Origin of the sequence: Pseudanabaena sp. BC1403, from assembly GCF_002914585.1 — a bacterium.
In the GTDB taxonomy this organism is placed as follows: domain Bacteria; phylum Cyanobacteriota; class Cyanobacteriia; order Pseudanabaenales; family Pseudanabaenaceae; genus Pseudanabaena.
In genome coordinates, this window is record NZ_PDDM01000004.1 from 244,506 (window position 1) to 266,170 (window position 21,665).

Here is a 21,665-nt window from a genome sequence, read left to right on the forward strand (position 1 = left end):
ATGCTCACAATTAAATCAGTTTTACGGGTCTTGCTTGCGATATTCATGATCACAGCAGGGACACTGCACTGGGTAACGCCCGATCCCTTTGTGAAGATCGTTCCTTCTTTTTTACCTTATCCTTTAGCTTTGGTTTACATTAGTGGCGTATTTGAAATTTTAGGTGGAGTTGGCTTGTTAGTTCCTCCAGTCAGTCAAGCCGCAGCATGGGGATTGATCGCCCTATTCATTGCTGTATTTCCTGCCAATATCAACATGGCAGTTAATCGTATTCAAATGGATGGAATTCCCGACTCAGACTTATTACGATGGGGGCGGTTGCCATTGCAAGCAGTCCTCATCGCATGGGCTTGGTGGTATACCAAGAAGATTTGAGAAGCGATACAAAGTATCGCTTCTCAAATCTTTTTGTCTCGTACTTAGTGCTTAGCAATAAAAGTGATCAATTATTGGCGATTGCTTAATAATTAGCCCTGTTGGGCAATCAAAAAATCTTGTAACCTAGTCTGGGCAAAAGTTTCAATGACATTTAATCAAAAGGCTTGAAAGCTATTCTCTGTGCGAGTTTCAGCGATTCTAGTCGTTATTATCCAACAGTGCTATTATTTGACTTTGCGATCGCCAATAACCTTTCGGAACTAAACAACGAAGTCAACCATTTTTGCTTGCCTATTTTCGTCTAAAGAAAGACAGCTTTAACGGGCGTGTCGATTCGGTATAACGTTCCCGTTCACCCCCCGCTAGTAACCTCTCGGATTCAGCAACCAACTTTATACGGTCGGTGTGCAACGGGATTGTTATGCCGCAACTGCCGTCTAGAGAAATTTGGATGGGATACGCCTTAAAAAGCCTTCATAGCAAACTTGGGGTTGTCCTACAAATTCTCTATCAGGGTCTTGGTTATAAAATAGTAGCGCAATTCCAAATTCCTCGTCCCCAAACGTTCGTTGCAAATCTCTCCATCGCTCTGAGAGATAACGGGCACTACCTAACGTAGCGCTAGAACCAAGCCCAGCACAAATAAACACAGTAGTTTTGCAATCTACGTCATAAATTCGCTGGATGAATGCAGGTTCTACATGGCCATTGCGCCCTTCATCTATAGGTGAATCTTCAAAGCCTCTACGATGAATCCCCATAATGCGCTGTCCTTTATTGTCTTTGGCATGGTAAAAGTGCCAAGGATAAAGATCGGAATGCTTTAAGAAATATTCTTTTAGATAGTAATGAGACAAACTGTTATAGACACCAGTTCCTAAAATAATTAAATTATTATCAAATGCTGAATCTCTATTAGTAATTCTTGAAGGGCTTAGCTTAACAGGCACATCTACATTTCTTAATTCAATATTTTCTTGACCTAGCCAGTCTTGTAAATTTCTTGGTAGCAATGCTAAGGGCTTTGCCTTTAATTCACGTTGTATGAATAATGCGCCATCATACTCCAACTTGTTTATTGCTGCTCCAACGTATCCTTTGTCAATTGTCTCAATACCTGTTGTGCCTCCAGGTTTAATATTCAACGCCGACAGATAGATAGAAACATTTGGCTTTACGTTACTAATGCCAAAGAAGTGTAGGATTTCTCTCCTATTTTTCCAATAAAGAAATGCGTAGATAATGAAGCCTATTAGAGCAAGAATTAGTGTGGAAACTATATTTACCGCTACATTAATCCAAAATTCAATCATATCGCTTTAATACCTAATTCTGTGCTAGTGATGTTCAAGATAGAGCTAAACAAGCTTGTCTCCATCTTGTCAAAAACTCAATGAGTTCATCAGGTGGCTTGATCCACAAATCAGCATCAGTTGAACGTAATTCTTCACGTACTAAAACACTCAGCCCCTTGGTTTTTAGTGCCCTAAATGCATCTTCATCTGTAGCATCATCTCCAAGATAAGCAATTTTAGCTCCTTCATTTAAATTACAAATAATTGACTCTACTGATGTGCCTTTATCTTTACCTGAAATACGTAGCTCTACTCCACCATCGAAGGAATGTATCTTAAGATTTGATTTCTTTTCTAGTTCTTTCCACCTCTCTTCAACTTGCCTTTGTATTGAACTCATGGACTCTGATTGTAAACCTCGCCAGTGAATTGCTAAACTAACAGGCTTTTGTTCACAAAAACTCATTAGACCTAACGAATTAATGCTGTCTTTCGCTTCAGAGAGTGCTTCACTCGTAGCTTCATCAAACAGTGAAATTGTGTATTTACCGTTGGTATCTAAATGTTCCCAACCATGAGATCCCCAAATTTCTGGGAGAGGGGCTAAATTCAAGAGTGGGATAAGATCTTGGATTGCACGTCCACTAATGATAACTATCTGTGTCTTTTGAGTTTGACGAATATCGTTTAGCAATTCTGTAACACCTGGATAGGGAAAAGCTTGATCTCTCTTAATACGGAAAGGTGCAAGAGTCCCATCATAATCTAGCAATAGAAAACGCTCTTGAGCCTGTGCAAGGCTGTCAAAAAACGAATCCAAGTCAAGTTTCGACGACAAAAACTTCATGCTTTCAATTTTCTACTACTTACTCTACCTACATCTTCCATAATGTAGACCGTTTACCTGAAACACTTTGACCTTTATCTGGAGGACTGGCAGCATAACTAGTAAGTTGAACCGCAGCAGCTACGCTACGCGGTTAACGGGTTTTCGTTTTGTCGGTTCCAACGAAAAGTTCTTTTGCTGCACTTTCAGGATTTTATCATATGATGTCAAGACCTTATTGAAGTGCTGTCAATAGAACTTATGATTCATATGCAAATGCGGCACAAAACATTGATTTAACCTCAAACTACCGCAAAACCCTATATCTATTGAATAAATTTAAAAATCTCGTATTTTAAAATTTATTCATCATGATTTTACCTATATTAAGCTCTTGCTTTTACCAGCAGCGTCACAAATTTTCACAATTTGCATTACTTACGTCAATTTATTCTCAATATACTACTAAAATCCAGATTAGTTCTGGACTGACTTTACAACGTGCTTTGTTCTTAAATGAAAAATCTAAGTACAGGACAAAAAACTTGAAATACCCTCCCAGCAACGATTTTAGCTTTCAAGCCCAAAATAGCTACTGGATAAAACTTTTAGGCTGATTTAGCGTTCTATTTTTTGATTTTTTTCCTGTGCTTATACTTGAACTACAGCGTTTTGCGCTCAAACCTGAATCAATAAACTTGTGAAAAGTCTCGCGAAGTAACACTTTTCACAAGTTTATTGATTCGTTTTACTTAATTTAATCAGCAGTATCAAAGTCATGACTCAATCTCAATCATATTCAAGCGATCGCTATGAAGATTTCATTCAGCCCGTGGATGCTTATAATCGTGATTTGATTGCAAATGTACATCCTCTTGATTGGGTAAATCCTCAACCAGCAGCTATTTACGATTTGGTCGTGATTGGTGCGGGAACGGCGGGATTAGTCGTAGCAGCAGGAGCAGCGGGTTTAGGCTTGGGATTAAAAGTCGCCTTGATTGAGAAAAACTTGATGGGTGGTGATTGCCTAAATGTCGGCTGCGTTCCTTCTAAATGTGTGATTCGTTCGTCGAGGGTTGTTGCGGATATGCGCGACGCGGCTCCCTTTGGCATTAACCCACCGAGCCACATTGATATTGACTTTGCAGCAGTTATGGAAAGAATGCGCAAAATCCGTGCGGGTATTAGTCACCATGACTCCGCCGAGCGATTTCGTAATCTTGGTGTGGATGTGTTTCTAGGCTCGGCACAATTTATTAATGAGAAGGCGATCGCAGTTAATAATATACAATTACGCTTTAAAAAAGCCGTAATTGCAACAGGTGCAAGGGCTGCCGATCCTCAAATTACTGGGCTAGCCGAAGCTGGATATTTAACCAATGAGACTGTATTCTCGTTGACCGATCGCCCTAAAAGATTGGCGGTGATCGGCGGTGGCCCAATTGGTTGTGAATTAGCCCAAGCTTTTCACCGCTTAGGCTGTGAAGTGACATTACTGCATAAAAATCGGCATTTACTCGATCGCGAAGATGCTGACGCAGCGGAAATTGTCCAACAGAAATTTATACGTGATGGCTTAAATTTAGTGCTTGGTTGTGCGATCGCTAAAGTCGAAAAAACTAACACTGGTAAAGTCATCTATTATCAACAAAATGGAATTATTAACCAGATTGAAGTTGATGAAATTCTCGTCGGTGCAGGGCGATCGCCAAATGTGGGATTGAATCTGGAAGCTGTGGGCGTGGACTACGACAAGCGGCGTGGCGTAATCGTGAATGATTATCTCCAGACTACGAACCCACGTATTTTTGCCGCAGGAGATATTTGCATGAATTGGAAATTTACCCATGCCGCTGATGCCGCTGCGAGAATCGTGATTAAAAACACGTTATTTGCTCCCTTTGGTTTGGGCAAAAGCAAACTCAGTGATTTGGTAATGCCTTGGGTGACTTATACCGATCCCGAAATTGCCCATGTGGGCTTATATGCCGAAGAAGCTAAAGCGAAAGGTTTAGAAACCAGTGAGATTAAAATTCCTTTCTCTTCCGTCGATCGGGCTATTTATGATGGAGAAACGGAAGGGTTTGTCAAAATCTTGCATCAGCGTGGCTCAGATCGGATTCTCGGGGCAACAATTGTGGCGCGTCATGCTGGCGAAATGATTAGCGAAATCACTTTAGCGATCGCGACAAAACAGGGCTTAAATGCACTTTCTGGGGTGATCCATTCCTATCCCACTCAAGCTGATGCGATTAAGAAAGCCGCTGATGTCTATCGTAAAACTTTGCTCACTCCACGTACGCAGTCATTTTTAAAGTTCTTAACTAAATTTAGCTAAAGATTTAACTGATGTTACGTGGAAGTTTCTAAAACCTCACCCCTAGCCCCTCTCCTTGCAAAGGAGAGGGGAACAAGAAAAAGCTCTGGCTCCCCTTCTCCTTGCAAGGAGAAGGGGTTGGGGGATGTGGTGCATTTTTCTTTCCACGTAACATCACATTTAAGTAGCGCTTCGCGCTACTTAAATCTTTTAGGAATGACGCAAAAATGGCTTAAAACATACATTTCATCGTAGGGGCAATTCATGAATTGCCCCTACATTTAGTTCTTTTGCGTAAGTCCTATCTTTGAAATTATGCTTTAGTCAGCAGATATTGACCATTGCCATTGTATTCACCATCGCAAGTCACAAAAATTGTACCTAGCAACAGTAAATAGAACCGCCAGATGCGACGGAACTTGGCGTAGTCCATGCCATAATCTAGAGACCTAGCAACATCTTGAGAAGCGTCAAACCGCTCTAACCAAGCTGTCAATGTTTTGTGATAATTGATGCCATTCATGTACCAGCGATCGATGGTTTTAAGATCATGGTTATGATTAGGAACTGCGTCATAATTCCAGTAGCGCCCGTGAGGAAAAATATACTTGTGAGTGAAACCAGAAGACATATGATTTGGAGTACGCACGGTAATGATGTGAATGAATACCTTGCCATCACTTTTGAGAAAAGATGCCAATTTTTGAAAAGCATTGGTGAGATTGCCAACATGACAAAAGACCCCGATAGAGAGAATCTTATCAAATTTTTCGGTGAACTGTGCTTCGTTTAAATCGCCTTCATGCAAAGTGAATCGACCTGAACTCAGAAAGCTCTCTGGGTCTTGCATTTTATGACGCATGTACTCACATTGTTGATGACTCAAGTTCAGTCCTGTAAAACGGACATTAGGGAACTTCGACATGATGTAATTAGGTACACAGCCCCAACCACAACCAAAATCCAAAATATGATCGCCATCCACAATCTCTATGCGTTCAATCACTTGATCAATCATGTGCTTTTGAGATTCTTCGAGATCGATCGCCCCATTCTCCCAAAATCCAGTACTGTACTTTGGATAAATGACTTGCCAATCGCCCAGCATCGGATTCAGCATGGCTTGAGGCATATCATACTGAACTTTCATCAGTTCTCGTGAAGACTCGGCAAGCTGATCTGATTCCTGTAACACCCATTCGTAGGGAGCTAGTAGACTAGGATAGTGCTTAAACAAAATTGGCATGGATGTATGCAATAGCGATCGGAAAACGGAGTCTGGTATTTCTAATCCGTTAATATAGGCTTCAGCTAAAGCCATTTGTGTCGCGTTAAAAGCTCCAGCCATTAATCGTGTCGCTTTGTATGCGATCGCGCCTTTGAACGTTGCATCTCCCACAAGAGTGATCTGAGATTGAGTATTTGGAGATAAATTCGTAGAAGTCATGTTGGTTCCTCTTAATTTAGAAGGTAGCTCAGACAAGAAATCTTGACAACAACAACTTAAGAACACTTTGGTTTTAGTAAGTCCTTCGACACAATAAGAAATAGATGTAAAGCCTATTTAGCTTGCTCAGATTGCTAAATAGGCTTTAGGTTTTAATATTTGATTGTGTCTATTTACTTAATAGAAGTTAAGATAAATGTGCTTAAGTTATTGAATTAATCTTTAGTATAGCCAAATATGCAATTTGAGCTTCGCCAGAGAACATACACATGAGTAATACCTCCTTCAAAATTTGACTACTAAAATTAATTCTATCTCAAAAAAAAGAAGCTTCGCTTTAGCGAAGCTTCTTTTTTGAGTACATCTGAGGAAGAAGATGTAATACCAATGCACAAAAGTGTGGCAACACTTTCGTGAATTAAAAACCAAACCCAGTAAGGGTTTTAAAAACACAAAATGGCGTAGCCATTTTGTGTTTTGGTATAAGTTTTAGCGCAAATTGCTGTAAGTTTCTTTCGATTTGTTCGATTTGTCTGAGGCGATCGCTAATTCTAGATTTGGTAAGTTTTGCTTTTTGGCTTTTGTCAGCAAATCTTTTTCGCTAGGCAATCTCAACTTTGACGCTAACTTTAGGAACTCAAGCATTTTAATGAAGCCAAAAGTGGGATCTGGCAGATAGATAACCTCACCATCTCGAATGGTGATACCGTGCCGACAAGATGACTGAAAAGCATGATGCAGATTGTGCCAACCTTCTCCTAGAGTAAGAAACGCCACAAACCCACTGTTGCGGCTATGGTCGTCAGTAATAAATGGTTGATCCCCCACAATATGACTGAGCGAGTTTACAGTCTGGACACCGTGAAATAGCAATGTCGTACTGAGAAAAAATGCACCGAGATATTCCAATCCACCGAAATAGTATGAAATTGCCCCAAGTGCTACTAGGGGGATGAAATGTAAACGGTCAATCACTTTTAAAACCAGATCGCTTTCAACATCAGGGGGTAACTTATCTGGAAAGAAACGGGAAGATAACAGCCAGCCTCCTTGAGACCAATAAAATCCTTTGATTCCCAAAAATGGCGTATAGGGAGAATGTGGATCGCGATCGCTTTCAACATATTGATGATGGATCAGGTGGTGCGCTTTCCACCAACTTGGCCCCATCTGTCCCGCCGATGCTGCGACAATACTACCAATCCATAATAGTGGCGCAGGGGTTTGATAACTTTTGTGAGTAAGTAATCGATGATAAATGCCAGTCGTGGCAAGCATCCGAATTAAATATAATGTAATGATCCATGCGATCGCACCCCATGATAAACCAGTTGTTAAGACAAGTAGCGAACCGACATGACTGACGATAATCAACGTCGGGCCGACTAGATAAGAAACAATTGTGGGTAGAGAGTATTGCCTCATTTACTGTCCAAAAAATGTAATGTAAAGAAAATATGTTTACAGCGCTTTACCGCAAATTAAAACCCAGATAGTTTTTATATAGTTGACACAGCCAACCATGAAAAATTATTTGCATCCAGCTTGATTATAAAAGGCTAGAACGGTCGAGATATGAAAGTATTTAGTAACCGCCCCAACAAACCAAAGTAACATAATCCTTTCTCAGTGAATAATTACAGCAATTTGTTTTCAAACCCGCCACAAATAAGAATATAAACCCTATTGTGGGGCTTCGCCCTGCGCCCTTTCTTGTGGCTGCGATCGAACATTTCGTTGGGTTACTCGGCTAAGCCTTGCACAACTAATGAAGTAGTCCATTTTGCAGTGCCTTGTCCCGTAGTACCAGAGAACGCAATATACTTATCCAGATATCGCAACTGTTGTCTTCGCTACGGAACTAATGTTGCTTTTGAAGTCAGATCAGAATTTGTAGAAAGCCTAAAGCTTTTCTAAATTTATCCGCCCATACACCCGCTTAAATACCCTATGCCTAGCTTACCAAGCACGATTTATCCCATTGGCGCTTATAACCTTCATGGTTTAGTGTGGCAAACCGATGTAAGTACTGATGTAAATAATGGCAAACCCTACGCGCTTTGTGTAGATTCCTATCAGGGACATCTGCTCAAAATCGATCCCTTTTCTGAAGGTGCAACGGTACTGAATAACTACACAGCATTGCAGTTTCGAGACGCGACAGGTTTAGCGATCGCGGGTGAGACACTTTGGATTACTAAGGACAATGGAATTTATTACTGCAATATGGTTGATTTTGATCTACAACCATTTATGGAGCTACCCAACAAGATCGATGGCATTGCGGTCTCTGAGGGTGGTGTATATGTGAGTTCTAGTGAAGTCGGCAAAATTTTTGTATTCGGACGCGCCACTCGCACCTTGCTCCGAATTATGGATGCTCCTGGGGCAGGATTTGAGGCGCTGACTTTAGTGGGCGAAGAATTGTGGGTTAGCGATCGCACTGAAGAAACAGTTTATCGACTTAACGCCAAAACAGGCGAAGTGGTACATCGTGGTTTGACTCCATTTCCCAACCCTATGGGATTAGGATTTTTGGGCAATGATTTATATGTAGTTTATTCAGGTGACGAAAACTATATTCGAGACAATCCTAATGATTTGGATGAACCATTTTCGGTCTCCGCCCGCGAAAAGACTTTTATTCATCGTCTCAAGTTTAATCAATGCCAAGATGAAAAGTTAAACTACACTCTCACCACTGGCTACAAAGTAGAGATGATCTATCTTGAAGAACTCTCCTCTGAGGAACCAACTTCAGTCTATAACCTCACATGGCGAGTTGCCTATCCCACTGATACCTATCGCCAAAAATTATTAGCGATCGAGCCAATAGGCATTCCCTTTGAAGAAGAAATTGTCGATGGTCAGCGTGTCGCTGCATTCAAGCTAGGAAACTTAAAACCTGAAGAATCGAGAATGTTCGGATGGAAAGCAACCTTAGAACTTCGTGGAATCAAATATGAACTTAAAGATAGTGAAGTAGAATTTGTCCCTGAATTATCTCCTGAAATGCAGAAACTTTATCTCGTGGATGATGATGGATTGAGCATGGATCATCCGATCATTCAAGCCGCCGCAAAGGAAGCCGTGGGAGGTGAAACCAATATTTTGCGGAAGATGCTATTGATTCGTGATTATGTCTATGACAAGCTCTCATACCGTGTCACGCCTTACATTGCTGCACCAGAAGAAGTTCTAGTTAGAGGCACAGGCTCTTGTGGAGAATATGTCGGTTTGTTATTAGCCTTAACTCGATTAAATGGAATTGCTTGTCGCACGGTCGGACGTTATAAATGTCCTCATGATGGCGAATTGATGATGAACATTCCTCTGCATCAATATTACAATCACGTTTGGATTGAGTTCTATATTCCCAGCATTGGATGGTTGCCAATGGAATCGAATCCAGATGATACTGGCTATCGTCCCTATCCCACCCGATGGTTTATGGGGCTACCTTGGTATCATGTGGAAATTGGCAAAGGCATCTTTTTTGAGACGATTCAGCCTCAGCCTTATTCTATTGGTGAGTTAGCTCTCAATCATGTACGCTTCAAGGTCTTAGAAGAAATCTAAATCCAAAAAGCATGTGGGGCGCTTCGCGCCCCACATGCTTTTTGGATTTAGATTCTTAAAGATTGTTATAACTGTAACTGATTACTAAGTTTAATGAATTTAGCTTAAGAAGAATTTTTTGATGTCTGCATACCTTTTAGGATTATGTAGATTAAAAAATTTTTAGGTAATTAGACTTAGGAAAACAAACTTATGACACATCTAGCTTTTAGCTTACTTGCCGCAGTTCCCTCTACTCCTACTTGGTCTCCAAGTGTTGGTTTGCTCATGATCACAGCTAATGCATTTGCGTTAGTCGTTGCTCGTTATGGCATCCAAGTCAAAGGTGTTGGTCCTAGCTTACCTGTAGAATTGCCTGGTCTATTTTCAGGTTTTGGTTTGGCAGAATTGCTAGCCGTTACTAGTTTTGGTCATGTTCTTGGAGCAGGTTTGATTTTGGGCTTAGCTCAAGCAGGCTTAGTATAAAAAAAATAGATAGGATGAGTAACATCCTATCTATTTTTTTAGTACTTTATGGCTATAGACACTCTGGTTAAGACATAAAACTTGAACTCAAATCGTTGGAAGTTGTCTAAGCAAAAATGAATGCATTGCTATACAAATGGGGCAGAACTTCCCCATTCACCTGTAAAAACAAAGCTTGATAAGGGGTATCGACTACGAGGAGCAGTTTCGCGCTCTTGTAAATCTGTTGGTAAATTGCTGGTTTCACCTGCATAGCCGATCGCGATCGCTGCTACAGGTCTCGCCGTTTCAGGAATATTAAAAGTAGCGATCGCCTTGGCAGGATCGAATCCACCCATTTGGTGCGCGACCAGATTTAAAGCTGTAGCCTGCAATACCAGAGTTGCTGCCGCTTGACCTGCATCATACTCGCCCCAAGCGTTAGGCTTGCCATTGTGCTTAAAGGTCTTTTGAGCAACAACTAAACTCAATACTGGAGCAACTTGTGCCCATATAACATTGGCGGGGACTAGACAATCAAGTAGTTTCTGATAGTTCACTTCGTCATCTTTGGTTGCCACAATAAATGTCCAAGGTTGATCATTAAAGCAGGAAGAAGACCATCTCGCTGCTTCAAATAACTGAGCAAGCTTATCTTTTTCAACAAGTTTGCTATCAAATGCACGGGGACTCCATCTATGAGCGATCAAAGGATGAATTTCATGATCAGTAATTGCAGGATTTTCCATATTAATATTTTGATTTTGAGACGAATTTACACTTTGTGACGAGCTTCCATTATTTTAACCGATCAGAATTTATCTCAATTCACAAAAGTGTCCTCACCATTTTGTGAATTAAAAGCCAAATGCAGTAATACCCAACAATTTGCGCGATCGCAGAATACCTTAATCAAAAAAAGAGTAGTAAGGCTGTGAGTTTGGAGAATATCCTCGTCGTGTCTTTTGGTGCTGGACAAATGGAAGATGAATGACCGCCAATGACACAAAGACTTGGGGAATACTTGATTGGCTAAATATTAAAAAAGGAATTCCACTGTTAGAAGTATAAGTAGATGCACATAATTAATTACACATCCAAACCCGTAAAGTTGTGCCCCGCAGGGGCGCAACTTTACGGGTTTGGGTAATTTATTTTGCACAAGGACTTATGCAGATGGCTCCGCAGATTTGATTGATTACATTCGATTGAAATGAACCCCAAAAGATGAGATACGGCGCTTTGCGCCGTATCTCATCTTTTGGGGTTGGATTTGTTCTAAATTTGATGGAATCGATGTAAGCTGCAAATATAGATTGATCGCGCTAGAAATCAGTAATCCCATGAGCTTAATGCCTAAGCATTTACCTAACTCGGCTGCACTCTTGAAACGTAAAGCCCAAAAATACTCTAAAAAGCCACCTTTGAGACAATTAAGCTTTTTTGTGAGCCTAACGATCATATTGCTATCAGGATGTCAAGAACAGCCAAAACCGAGCCCTACTGCTGCCCCAACCGCTACGGTGACCCCAACGGCGGCGACAAACATTAAAGATAAAGCTCCAGATGGGATTTTAGAAAGGGTAAAAGCTCGTGGGAAGTTAATTTGTGGCGTGAATGGCAAGCTGTCTGGATTTAGCTATGTTGATGACAAAGGTATTTGGAGTGGCTTAGATGTGGACTATTGCCGCGCGATCGCTGCTGCGGTCTTAGGAGATGCCAAGGCGGTTGAGTTTAAGCCTATACTTGCCAAGGATCGCTTTACAGCCATCCAAAATAGTGATGTTGATATCTTGATGCGAAACACCTCACGCACATTAACCCGTGATGTAGCCACCAATATTTCTTTTGCTCCCACAACTTTTTTTGATGGACAAGGAGTAATGCTCAGGATTGGGGCAAAACCAACAAGTAGTTCCCCTAGTCCCAGTCCCTCCAGTCCCAACTCTCCTAGCCCCAGTCCCACGGCTTCGCCATCAGCTTCTCCTAGCCCCACTAGCAGCCCTGAGAGTCGCCCTGATAAAGACAGTAAATTAGACAAGCAAACACCAAAAACCATTGAAGAATTAGCGATCGCTCTCAAAGAGTTAGCTGATAAAAAAATCTGTGTAGAAACTGGAATCAACGCCACAAATTTGGAATCTACATTCAAAGAGGCAAATATTGCGATCGAGTCGATCATTTTGCCTGATCTTGATGGAGTCTTGAATGCTTATGCAAAAGGTGACTGCGACGCGATTTCTTCGGAAAAATCTCAGCTTGCATCATGGCGAAGTAAACTACCGCGACCTGCTGATCACAAAATCCTTGATCTCAGCTTGTCAAGGGAACCCCTTAGCCCTGCCATAGTTGGGAATGATGATCGCTGGCGCGATGTCGTGACTTGGGTAATCTATGCCACTTTTTATGCCGAAGAACTGGGTATAAATATGGATAATTATGCATCTTTTAAAGACTCGAAAAATCCTGAGATTTCTAGATTTCTCGGTACTTCGGATTCTCTGGGCATTGAGCTTGGGCTTGCACCAGACTGGACAACCCAAATCCTTAAGCAAGTAGGAAATTATAGCGATATCTACAATCGTAATCTTGCGCCCCTAGATATTCCACGCGGTTTAAATCGCACATGGAAACAAGGTGGGTTACTCTACTCGATGCCATTTAGATAAAAAGCAGGTATTCACAAATGTCATTTATCGTTTCTGCGATCGCCTCATTAGTCTCGATAGTTGTATTTTTTAGTAGCAAAAGGCTAGTTGACAATCGCATTGCTCAATTAGTAATCCAAGCAGTTTCGGGATTGATTGCACTGTTAGCAACGATAAATGCCCTAAGCCGCTTGATCATTGTCATTCCTGCTGGAAATGTTGGTGTGGAAGACTTTCAGGGCAAAGTCAGCGATCGCAGCTTACCCGCAGGTATTCACGCCATTAATCCTTTTGCGGATGTGGTGCAATTTTCAGTCCGATTACGCGATCTCAAAGAAGAGATTGGCGCAACCTCCAAGGAAGGCTTAGCACTAGGAATTGATGTCAGCATTCAATATCGCATCGATCCTGCTAAGGCGGCGAGTATTTATCTGAATATTGGTACTGAAGAACGCGAAATTGTGGTTTCCAGATTTCGATCAATCTCACGGGAAATTGTCTCTGGATATACCGCCGAAGAGGTCTATGCTACTAAACGCGAAGAAGTAAGTTTAAAACTTGCCGAAAAATTGCGATCGCAGCTCGCTCCGATTGGCTTTATCGTCGATGAAGCTCTGTTGCGAAATGTGAAAGTCCCTGAAACTTTGCAAGCCGCGATCCAGCAAAGGCTCAAGGCTGAGCAGGAAAATTTACAAATGAAATTTGTCTTAGAAAAAGAAAAGCAAGAAGCCGATCGCAAGCGAATCGAAGCAAAAGGTAGTGCAGACGCTCAAAAAATTCTTGCTGAGGGGCTTACGCCTGCGGTGCTGCAATTACGTGCGATCGAGGCGACGGAAAAGTTATCCCTATCACCAAATTCTAAAATTGTAATTCTCGGCAGTGGTCAAAGCACGCCATTGATTTTGCCTCTTGATCGTGAAGCTAGTAGAGCCGTTGTTCCAGCGCCGTAATACCAAAGCACAAAGTGGCTACGCCACTTTATGCTTTTAAACCCCTTATGGGGTTTGCTTTTTAATTCACAGAAGTGTTGTCACACTTTTGTGAATTAGTATAAAACTAATGGATTCCTTAACAATCCTCAGTTTTATGGCTTTTTTGAGATTGCTGATGGTTGAGGTGACTTGAACTGTTAAAATTTTTGCAAGGTTAAATAAAATTCTTTACAGTTTTAGTCATAAAACTCAGACAGGATCGCAAATAGTGAGAATTGCAGTAGATGCGATGGGTGGAGATTTTGCCCCACGCGAGATAATCGAAGGAGCAATATTAGCTCAAACCCAATTGGGTGTGGATATAGCGTTAGTAGGCGATCGCGATATTCTCGCGAACTACTTCAAGCAACATAATTATCAAGAGAGCGATCACCTTGAGATCGTGCCATCAGAAGGGATCATCGAAATGGATGATGAGCCTCTTGAGGGGTTGCGCCGCAAACCTAATTCCTCGATCGCCGTGGCGATGAACTTAGTTAAGCGCAAGCAAGCCGATGCCGTGATTTCGGCAGGGCATTCTGGGGCGGCAATGGCGGCGGCGCTCCTGCGTTTAGGGCGATTACCAGGGGTAGATCGACCTGCGATCGGTGCATTGTTCCCCACGCAGGTTGCGCATAAGCCTGTACTTTTACTTGATGTCGGCGCAAATGTGGACTGTCGCCCCAAATTTTTAGAGCAGTTTGCCATCATGGGCTCGCTCTATAGTCAATATGCGATCGGCATTAAAGAGCCAAAAGTTGGCTTGCTGAATATTGGTGAAGAAGCTTGTAAAGGTAACGAACTAGCGATTCGCGTGCATCAAGCTTTACAAGATAATCCTCAAATTACTTTTGCAGGAAATGCCGAAGGACGCGACATTCTTAAGGGTCAGTTTGATGTGATCGTCTGTGATGGCTTTGCAGGCAATATTGTGCTCAAATTTGCTGAAGGTGTCGGTAATGCGGTCATGCAAATCCTCAAGGAAGAGTTACCTAAGGGTTGGCGGGGCAAACTTGGCGCATTAATCTTGAAACCAAATCTAAAAAAGGTGAAAGAGCGCATTGATGCTGATGAGTATGGTGGAGCTTTATTACTCGGTGTAGCTGGTATTTGTGTGATTAGTCACGGTAGCTCTAACGCTGTGAGTATTCGTAATGCCATTCGTGTTGCTAAGGATGCTGTCGATAATGGCGTGCTTGATCGTATTCGTGGTCAAATCAAGCCTAAGGTACCTGTTCCTGCGATCGATGACACACCCGATGATCCGCCAACTTAGTTAGCTTCTTTTTGCGATTAGGTTTTAATTCAGCGCCAAGCGTTGTAACACTCTTTATCCAGCCATTCAGATCAAACACAGCCAATGACTAATACTGAATCTTCTCTCGTCGGAGTGCGTTTTATTGGTAGCGGTTCCGCCGTTCCCGATCGCGTACTTACTAATCATGATCTTGCGCAGATGGTAGATACCACTGACGAGTGGATCGCCTCGCGTACAGGCATCAGAGAGCGTCATATTGCCGATGGCGAGAATGATTCAGTAGCAAATCTGGCAGCGCAAGCAGGGAAACAGGCGATCTCTGCCGCAGGCTTGTCACCCGAAGATATTGATCTGATTATTTTGTCCACATCGACTAGTGATGATTTGTTTGGGACGGCAGGAAGAGTTCAAAAAATCTTAGGTGCAGAACGAGCCGTCGCTTTTGATCTGGTTGCGGCATGTTCAGGATTTGTGTTTGGTGTGGTTACTGCATCCCAATATATCCGTACAGGGGTTTACAAAAATGTTTTGCTGATTGGTGCTGATGTCCTCTCACGTTGGGTCGATTGGCAAGATCGTCGCACTTGTATTTTGTTTGGGGATGGTGCTGGAGCTATAGTTTTGCAAGCCAGTAGCGAAAGTAAGCCTCAAGACAATCTCTTGGGCTTTGAGATGCGGAGTGATGGTAAGGGTAATGATTTACTCAATATCAATTATTCAGGGCGGAGTACCTTTGAACCAATTAGTATGAATGGTCAAGAGGTTTATCGGTTTGCGGTACGGCGTGTTCCTGAAGTCATCGAAAAATCTTTACACTATGCTCATTTGGAAGTTCATGATCTCGATTGGCTAATTTTGCATCAAGCTAATCAACGCATTATTGAGGCAGTAGTAAATCGTTTTGGCATCGATCCTGCCAAGGCGGTCAGCAATATGGGTAAATATGGCAATACTTCCGCCGCTTCAATTCCGATCGCTCTTGATGAATGGGTAAAAGCAGGCAAGATTCAACCCGATCATTTAATTGCGATCGCAGGTTTTGGCGCAGGTTTAAGCTGGGGTTCAGCAGTGTTTCGCTGGGGTTGATCAAGAATGTGTGCTTTGCACATATTTTGTTAAACTCTGAGACGATTTTTGGGAATCCATTTAGCTAATCCTGTTAAGCGATCGCGCCAAGTCACGCAGTCTTGAATATCTTCAGGTAAAAGGCTTGCCATATATCGCAACTCTTCATCAGAGAGCGGCGATCTGCCACAGAAAAAGGGATGTCTGGGTTTGCGACTGCAATAGCCAAAAAAGATTGCTGAACGCTCAAATTTGGTGGGCGGCTTACCACGATGATAGTAGCGTGCCGTATCCACAAAAATTACGGTTCCAGCCTTGCCAGTAAAGCTTTTATGCCAATTTTCCTGCATATGCTCAGGTAACATCTCCTGAATTTCCTGATGAAAAGCAGTTTTGAAACGACGTACAGATTTGGTCTTCAAAGTCTTGCAAAGAAATTCATTAACGTCGGGAGTAACACACTCAAAGGGGCCCCCATCTTCATTTACATCATTGATGTAAACGCCAATTTTGATCATTTGCCAGTCTTCTTTATCCTGATGCCACTTACGGGGACCAGTTTCTCTGCCATCTGGAAGGCTGTAGTAATAAGATAAGCCGTCGTAAGCAACGGGTAGCTTGAGATAGTTTTCAATAATTCGTAGAAGCTTAGCATCTGCGCCCCACAGAAATAATTCTGGGTAACGCATAATCTGCTCGGCGTTGATATTCAGCGTATGTCTGCCCATATACAGAGGATTTTGGGCATCGCTTTTGAGTTCTTGGGAGATATCTTTGGCTGCCTGAAAGAAACGATCGCTACTAGGAATTGCCAAATCTTCTAAAGTTGTGATCGCTACTCCATATTTTTCTAGCTCTTCGACAATTTTTTGCTCTTCAGTAGTTGAGCGATTAAGTAATGGTTGATATTCGCGAATAAATCTTTGATAGCGCGGATATAGCACCTTTTGCTCAACCACATCAATATTGCTAATAAATAGGGCTATATCCGAAGGCGCGCTAAGGGCTCTTTGCCATAGCTTCTCAAAGGTCTGATAGGTCTTAGATATAATTTTTTGATGCATCCGAATAAAACCTTAGAAATGATCATTTAAAGGATATGTCTCAGATCTTATGGAAGACGTATAAAATTACAAAAAAGTTGTTACTTTCTTATAATTATTATCGATAAATAACTATAGATTATACTTGCTAGAAATTTCATTAGCTTTACTTTATTTTTAGGTTTCAAATTCATTTTTTTAAGTGAGCCAAGTTAAAATTTCGTGATTGACTCGTTCAGGGTTATCGTCATGAGCGCAATGTCCCATTCCTTCCAAATACATTAATGTGGCATTAGGTGCATACTTCACTAATCGCTTACCTTCTGATGGAGGAATTAGGCGATCGCTACTTCCCCACAAAATCAATAAGGGAGCTTGCAATTGTTCAAGGGCTTGAGTTAAGCTCGGCGAATAGTTGGGTTGATTAATGCTGCGATTTAATCTTAGAAAAGCTTCGGCGGCTTGGCGATCGCGAGCTGGCTTAGCGATAATTTCCACTAATTCATTATCGACACGACGACGATCGCAATAGACAATTCCTTTAAGAACTAAACGAATTGTGAAGGGTTGACGTATTAAATGGAATAGAGGCTTAACTAGAACGGCGGAGACAATCGCCTTGACAGTGCGCTCAATCGGTTGCAGTGCTTTGGGAACCATGTCGTTAAAAGCGGCGATATCAGGCAAGCTAATCACTACTACACTTGAAGCAATTTCGGGATGATGGCTAGCCGCGATCGCAGCAACGAGAGAGCCAATTGAGTTACCAATAATTACCATTGGCACTTTAATAAACTTCTGCCAAAACTGAAAAACTTGCTCTACCCACATATGGATAGAATAACGAGTTGGAGGTTTTTCGGAGTTCCCAAACCCCAATAAGTCGATCGCATAGACCGTATGATTTTCTGCTAATGCAGGAATATTGCCGCGCCAATGATCGATCGCTGCGCCAAATCCATGAATTAATAGAATTGGTGGTTTAGTGTGATCGGAATTACGCGATCGGCGAAACCCATAACGCGATCGCCATCCTCGAAAATACCAATCACGATATTGCATTACATTAGCCATGTTCATCACTTTGTATATTCTTGCAAACAATATCGCTATTTTCAAAGCCCAGAGATTTTAGATGCGGCGCTTCGCGTCGCTTCTAAAATCTCTGGGCTTTGAAAGGCTCGCAAAGCGAGCCTTTATCACTTATTCACCTTTGGCGCGAACTAAGCGACCGTCACTGGTGACATGCAATCCGCATTCTTGATTGCTCATCTCCCACCACCAACGACCAGCACGGAGATCTTCTCCTGCTTGGACGGCTCTAGTACATGGCGCACAGCCAATACTAGGGAAGTTTTGATCATGGAGTGCATTGTAAGGAACGTCATTGGCGTGAATGTATTCCCAAACTTGCTCATTTGTCCAATCGATTAAAGGATTAATCTTGGCAATATTGCGATCTCCATCTAGTTCAACGGTTTCCATTGTGGAACGGTTAGCAGTTTGATCGCGGCGTAGCCCTGTAATCCAAGCATCCAGACCCTTAGTAGCCCGACCAAGCGGCTCGACTTTGCGAATGAAGCAGCATTGCTTGCGATTTTCGACGCTGTCATAGAAGAGATTAATGCCCTTGGCGCTAACCATCTGCTCCACTGCTTCTGCTTGTGGGAACATGATTCGCAATTGGAGTTGAGGATATTTTTGTTGTACTTTGGCGATTACTTCATAGGTCTCGGCATTCAATCGACCTGTATCGAGGGTGAATACATTTGCATCAGGCTTGATTTTGGCGATCATGTCAATCAAGGTGACATCTTCGGCTCCAAAGCTAGATGCAAGGGAGATCTTGTCATAGTTACCAAGCGCCCATGTGAGTACTTCTTGAGGGTTTTTGCCTTTGAGTTGTGCGGCGGCGGTGTCAATGTCTGTTTGTAAGGTCATGGGTTATTGGGTGAATGCGCTGACTTGAAAATATAATTTTATTATGACCTGCACTCAGGCTTACAGAAATATGGCGATATTACGGTTTTCACTTCCCTGTAGGCTGCGATCGCAAAAGTCTCAGCATTTGCTAGAAGTCGATCTAAAATATAGGCTATGGTAAATCAGTGGTAACAATATGGAGCCGATCGCAGCAGTTGTAATTGGAATATTAACAATTATTGGTTCGGGTTCTTTGGCTAAAGTTGGTGAAAACATTACTGACGGGACGGGCAATCTCGCAAAATCGTTATGGGCGATGCTGAAGCGCAAGGCTCCTAATACGCAAACTGTGAAGTTATTAGCGGCGGGGAAAGAGGTTGATATACAGCAGGCGGTGATTGATTTAGAGCCGATCACGAATGATCCTGATGATCCTGAAATGATTAAGTTATTGGAGGAGGTGCGATCGCTGTTGGCAAGTAACAAGGAACTAGCGGCAAAGGTTGAATCGGCAACGCGCATTAATATTGAGAAACAAGTTAATGTCGATCAATCAGGGACAAATAACACTCAGAATAATACTTTTAATCTATAAGGGACGCTGGCAAGTATTCTCAGACAGGCAGGCTTAAAATGATTGACCAAATGGGATTGATGCTTATTTGGATGCTTTGCGCGATTCGGAAGGTGAGGAGTTTTATTTAACGCATATCTCTGTGTCTAGTTTGCAGGAAGTGAGCCGTGAGCAATCCCGAAATTAACATCAATCAAGGCGGTACGGGCAATACACAAAACAATACTTTCAACTACACCCAAATTATTCAAGAGGCAAAGCGGGTGGGAAGCGTGATCAATTTGCCGCAGACTAATGTGACTTTTTTTGCGGGACGGGATGAGGATCTGGCAAAGGTGCATGAACTTTTGCAGAAAAATCAACGGGTGGCGGTGGCGGCTTTTGTCAAAGGCATGGGTGGTGTCGGTAAGTCGGAACTTGCACTGCAATATGCGCTTCGGCATCTGTTGACGGACTATAGTGGCGGGATCTGTTGGTTGCGGGGAAATGAGGGGGACTTTGCCGACCCAGTTACAGGATTTTGTGCAGGTGCAGCTTGGGGAAACGATGCCCGATGGTTTGGATAGTGGCGAAAAGTTGGCTGGGCATTGCTGGCGGCGGCTATCGGAACGGGTGGGGGAGCCGATGTTGGTGGTGTTGGATGATGTGAAAGATTATGGGAATGTGGAACCGTTTTTGCCGCCTCTAGATGGCAAGTTTCGTGTATTGGTGACGACGCGGTTGGGATTGGGGAATGCGATGCAGCAATACACGTTAGATGTGTTGGTGTTGGCGGCGGCGGTGGATTTGCTAAAGTCGTTTTTGCCTGAAACCGATCCGCGTCGGAAGAATGATGGGGAAATCGAGAAGCTTTGTGAATGGTTGGGGCGGTTGCCTTTAGCGATCGAGTTGGTGGGGCGGTACTTGGCTTTGCCGAATCAGTTAGATACTGGTGTTTCTGAGATCTTGCAACGATTGCAAGGGGAATGTATGGTGCAGCTTTCGCAAATTACCGATGAGGAGAGGAAGTTATTACCCAAAAATCTAAATGTGGCGGCTTCATTTTTCTTGAGTTGGCAAGAGTTGTCACCTTTGGCGCAACGTTTGGCTTGTTTGTTGGGTTTGTTTGCTTTAGCACCGATTCCTTGGACTTTGGTAGAGACTACGATGTTGACCGAGACAGAGAACAAACAATCTTTTTGGCAAGAATTGAAAATGGCAAGGGGTGAGTTACTAAATCTACACTTGTTGGAGCGGACGCAACAGGGTGTGTATGAATTGCATCAGCTTTTGCGGGAATATTTTCAGTTTAAATTACAACAACATCCCGAATGGTTATCTCTCAGGAAACAGGTAGTTGTTACTTTACTAAAGGTATCTAGACAAATACCACATACTCCAACTTTAAAAGATATTGCCAAGATAACACCTGTAATTCCCCATCTGGAAATGATTAGCCGAAAAATGATTAGCCGTGAAATGCTAAAAGATATTCCTAATCCTGAAGATGATTTATTTTGGGTATTTGATGGCATTGCAAGATTTTATAAAGGTCAGGGACTCTATAGGCTTGCAGAAGAGCCTTATCAAAGAGGTTTGATTTCGGTTATTAACATTTTAGGAGTAGACAATCTCTCTGTTGCTTACCTTCTAAATAATCTTGCAGAACTTTATCGAGCGAAAGGAAAATATAATGAAGCTAAACCTCTTTTTTTGCGCTCACTTGAGATCAAAGAAAAACAACTAGGCTCAGACCATCTTGATGTCGCTAACAGCCTCAACAATCTTGCAGCGCTTTACGAATTGCAAGAGAATTATGGAGAAGCTGAATCGGGAGCATCTCAGTTAAGCACTGAGTGTAAATGCTTATAAGTGTAGAGATGAGATAATAGAACAAAATCCCCGTGCGAAGCCAATG

Annotated in this window: 19 protein-coding genes; 11 read left to right on the forward strand and 8 right to left on the reverse strand. The window is 42.4% G+C overall.

Annotation, left to right across the window (positions count from 1 at the left end; translation table 11 throughout):
* A complete protein-coding gene (locus CQ839_RS06090; protein ID WP_103667372.1) occupies window positions 1–375 on the forward strand; it encodes a DoxX family protein in 375 nt (124 codons plus the stop codon).
* Window positions 376–815: 440 nt separating this feature from the next.
* Here CQ839_RS06090 and CQ839_RS06095 read toward each other — a convergent pair whose 3' ends face one another.
* Together CQ839_RS06095 and otsB are read right to left on the reverse strand one after the other, a co-directional pair.
* Window positions 816–1,691, reverse strand: a complete 876-nt coding sequence (locus tag CQ839_RS06095; protein WP_103667373.1) for a hypothetical protein — start codon at window positions 1,689–1,691, stop codon at window positions 816–818.
* 34 nt (window positions 1,692–1,725) lie between these two features.
* Window positions 1,726–2,520, reverse strand: coding sequence for a trehalose-phosphatase (otsB, locus tag CQ839_RS06100; RefSeq protein WP_103667374.1), 795 nt, complete (start codon window positions 2,518–2,520; stop codon window positions 1,726–1,728).
* Between the two features lie 757 nt (window positions 2,521–3,277).
* On the opposite strand from otsB, the gene CQ839_RS06105 reads away from it, so the two are divergent.
* Entirely contained in the window at window positions 3,278–4,837 is a 1,560-nt protein-coding gene (locus CQ839_RS06105) for a mercuric reductase (protein ID WP_103667375.1), read from the forward strand.
* Between the two features lie 292 nt (window positions 4,838–5,129).
* Here CQ839_RS06105 and CQ839_RS06110 read toward each other — a convergent pair whose 3' ends face one another.
* On the reverse strand, window positions 5,130–6,263 hold the full coding sequence (locus CQ839_RS06110) for a cyclopropane-fatty-acyl-phospholipid synthase family protein (protein ID WP_103667376.1): 1,134 nt from the start codon (window positions 6,261–6,263) through the stop codon (window positions 5,130–5,132).
* Between the two features lie 489 nt (window positions 6,264–6,752).
* Window positions 6,753–7,688, reverse strand: a complete 936-nt coding sequence (locus tag CQ839_RS06115) for an acyl-CoA desaturase (RefSeq protein WP_103667377.1) — start codon at window positions 7,686–7,688, stop codon at window positions 6,753–6,755.
* Window positions 7,689–8,213: 525 nt separating this feature from the next.
* On the opposite strand from CQ839_RS06115, the gene CQ839_RS06120 reads away from it, so the two are divergent.
* On the forward strand, window positions 8,214–9,842 hold the full coding sequence (locus CQ839_RS06120) for a transglutaminase domain-containing protein (protein ID WP_103667378.1): 1,629 nt from the start codon (window positions 8,214–8,216) through the stop codon (window positions 9,840–9,842).
* Window positions 9,843–10,034: 192 nt separating this feature from the next.
* Window positions 10,035–10,307, forward strand: a complete 273-nt coding sequence (gene psaK, locus CQ839_RS06125) for a photosystem I reaction center subunit PsaK (RefSeq protein WP_103667379.1) — start codon at window positions 10,035–10,037, stop codon at window positions 10,305–10,307.
* A gap of 128 nt (window positions 10,308–10,435) precedes the next feature.
* On the opposite strand, the gene CQ839_RS06130 is transcribed toward psaK, so the two are convergent.
* The gene (locus CQ839_RS06130; RefSeq protein WP_103667380.1) at window positions 10,436–11,035 is read right to left on the reverse strand and encodes a nitroreductase family protein; all 600 of its coding nucleotides are present in this window, start codon (window positions 11,033–11,035) and stop codon (window positions 10,436–10,438) included.
* A gap of 696 nt (window positions 11,036–11,731) precedes the next feature.
* On the opposite strand from CQ839_RS06130, the gene CQ839_RS06135 reads away from it, so the two are divergent.
* The 4 genes from CQ839_RS06135 (at window position 11,732) to CQ839_RS06150 (ending at window position 16,249) form a co-directional block, all read left to right on the forward strand.
* Window positions 11,732–12,955: an amino acid ABC transporter substrate-binding protein gene (locus CQ839_RS06135; protein ID WP_181016122.1), complete on the forward strand. Its 1,224-nt coding sequence runs from the start codon at window positions 11,732–11,734 to the stop codon at window positions 12,953–12,955.
* A gap of 17 nt (window positions 12,956–12,972) precedes the next feature.
* Complete coding sequence (locus CQ839_RS06140) at window positions 12,973–13,884, forward strand: prohibitin family protein (RefSeq protein WP_103667382.1); 912 nt, start codon at window positions 12,973–12,975, stop codon at window positions 13,882–13,884.
* A 250-nt stretch (window positions 13,885–14,134) separates the two neighbouring features.
* Window positions 14,135–15,181, forward strand: coding sequence for a phosphate acyltransferase PlsX (gene plsX / locus CQ839_RS06145; RefSeq protein ID WP_103667383.1), 1,047 nt, complete (start codon window positions 14,135–14,137; stop codon window positions 15,179–15,181).
* A gap of 84 nt (window positions 15,182–15,265) precedes the next feature.
* Entirely contained in the window at window positions 15,266–16,249 is a 984-nt protein-coding gene (locus tag CQ839_RS06150; protein ID WP_103667384.1) for a beta-ketoacyl-ACP synthase III, read from the forward strand.
* A 29-nt stretch (window positions 16,250–16,278) separates the two neighbouring features.
* Here CQ839_RS06150 and CQ839_RS06155 read toward each other — a convergent pair whose 3' ends face one another.
* From CQ839_RS06155 to CQ839_RS06165, 3 genes are all read right to left on the reverse strand, one after another.
* Complete coding sequence (locus tag CQ839_RS06155; RefSeq protein ID WP_103667385.1) at window positions 16,279–17,292, reverse strand: hypothetical protein; 1,014 nt, start codon at window positions 17,290–17,292, stop codon at window positions 16,279–16,281.
* Window positions 17,293–17,469: 177 nt separating this feature from the next.
* Entirely contained in the window at window positions 17,470–18,345 is an 876-nt protein-coding gene (locus tag CQ839_RS06160; RefSeq protein WP_258040641.1) for an alpha/beta fold hydrolase, read from the reverse strand.
* 129 nt (window positions 18,346–18,474) lie between these two features.
* Entirely contained in the window at window positions 18,475–19,212 is a 738-nt protein-coding gene (locus CQ839_RS06165) for a phosphoadenylyl-sulfate reductase (RefSeq protein WP_103667386.1), read from the reverse strand.
* A gap of 178 nt (window positions 19,213–19,390) precedes the next feature.
* Here CQ839_RS06165 and CQ839_RS06170 point away from each other — a divergent pair, with 178 nt between their 5' ends.
* The 3 genes from CQ839_RS06170 (at window position 19,391) to CQ839_RS06180 (ending at window position 21,619) form a co-directional block, all read left to right on the forward strand.
* Window positions 19,391–19,789 carry a hypothetical protein gene (locus CQ839_RS06170; RefSeq protein ID WP_103667387.1) on the forward strand — a complete coding sequence of 133 codons (399 nt, stop codon included), beginning with the start codon at window positions 19,391–19,393 and terminating at the stop codon, window positions 19,787–19,789.
* 146 nt (window positions 19,790–19,935) lie between these two features.
* Window positions 19,936–20,334, forward strand: coding sequence for a hypothetical protein (locus CQ839_RS06175; RefSeq protein WP_103667388.1), 399 nt, complete (start codon window positions 19,936–19,938; stop codon window positions 20,332–20,334).
* Window positions 20,267–21,619 (forward strand): tetratricopeptide repeat protein, encoded by a 1,353-nt coding sequence (locus tag CQ839_RS06180; RefSeq protein WP_181016123.1) that lies wholly within the window; start codon window positions 20,267–20,269, stop codon window positions 21,617–21,619. The genes CQ839_RS06175 and CQ839_RS06180 overlap by 68 nt, the downstream gene beginning before the upstream one ends.
* Window positions 21,620–21,665 lie beyond the last annotated feature (46 nt).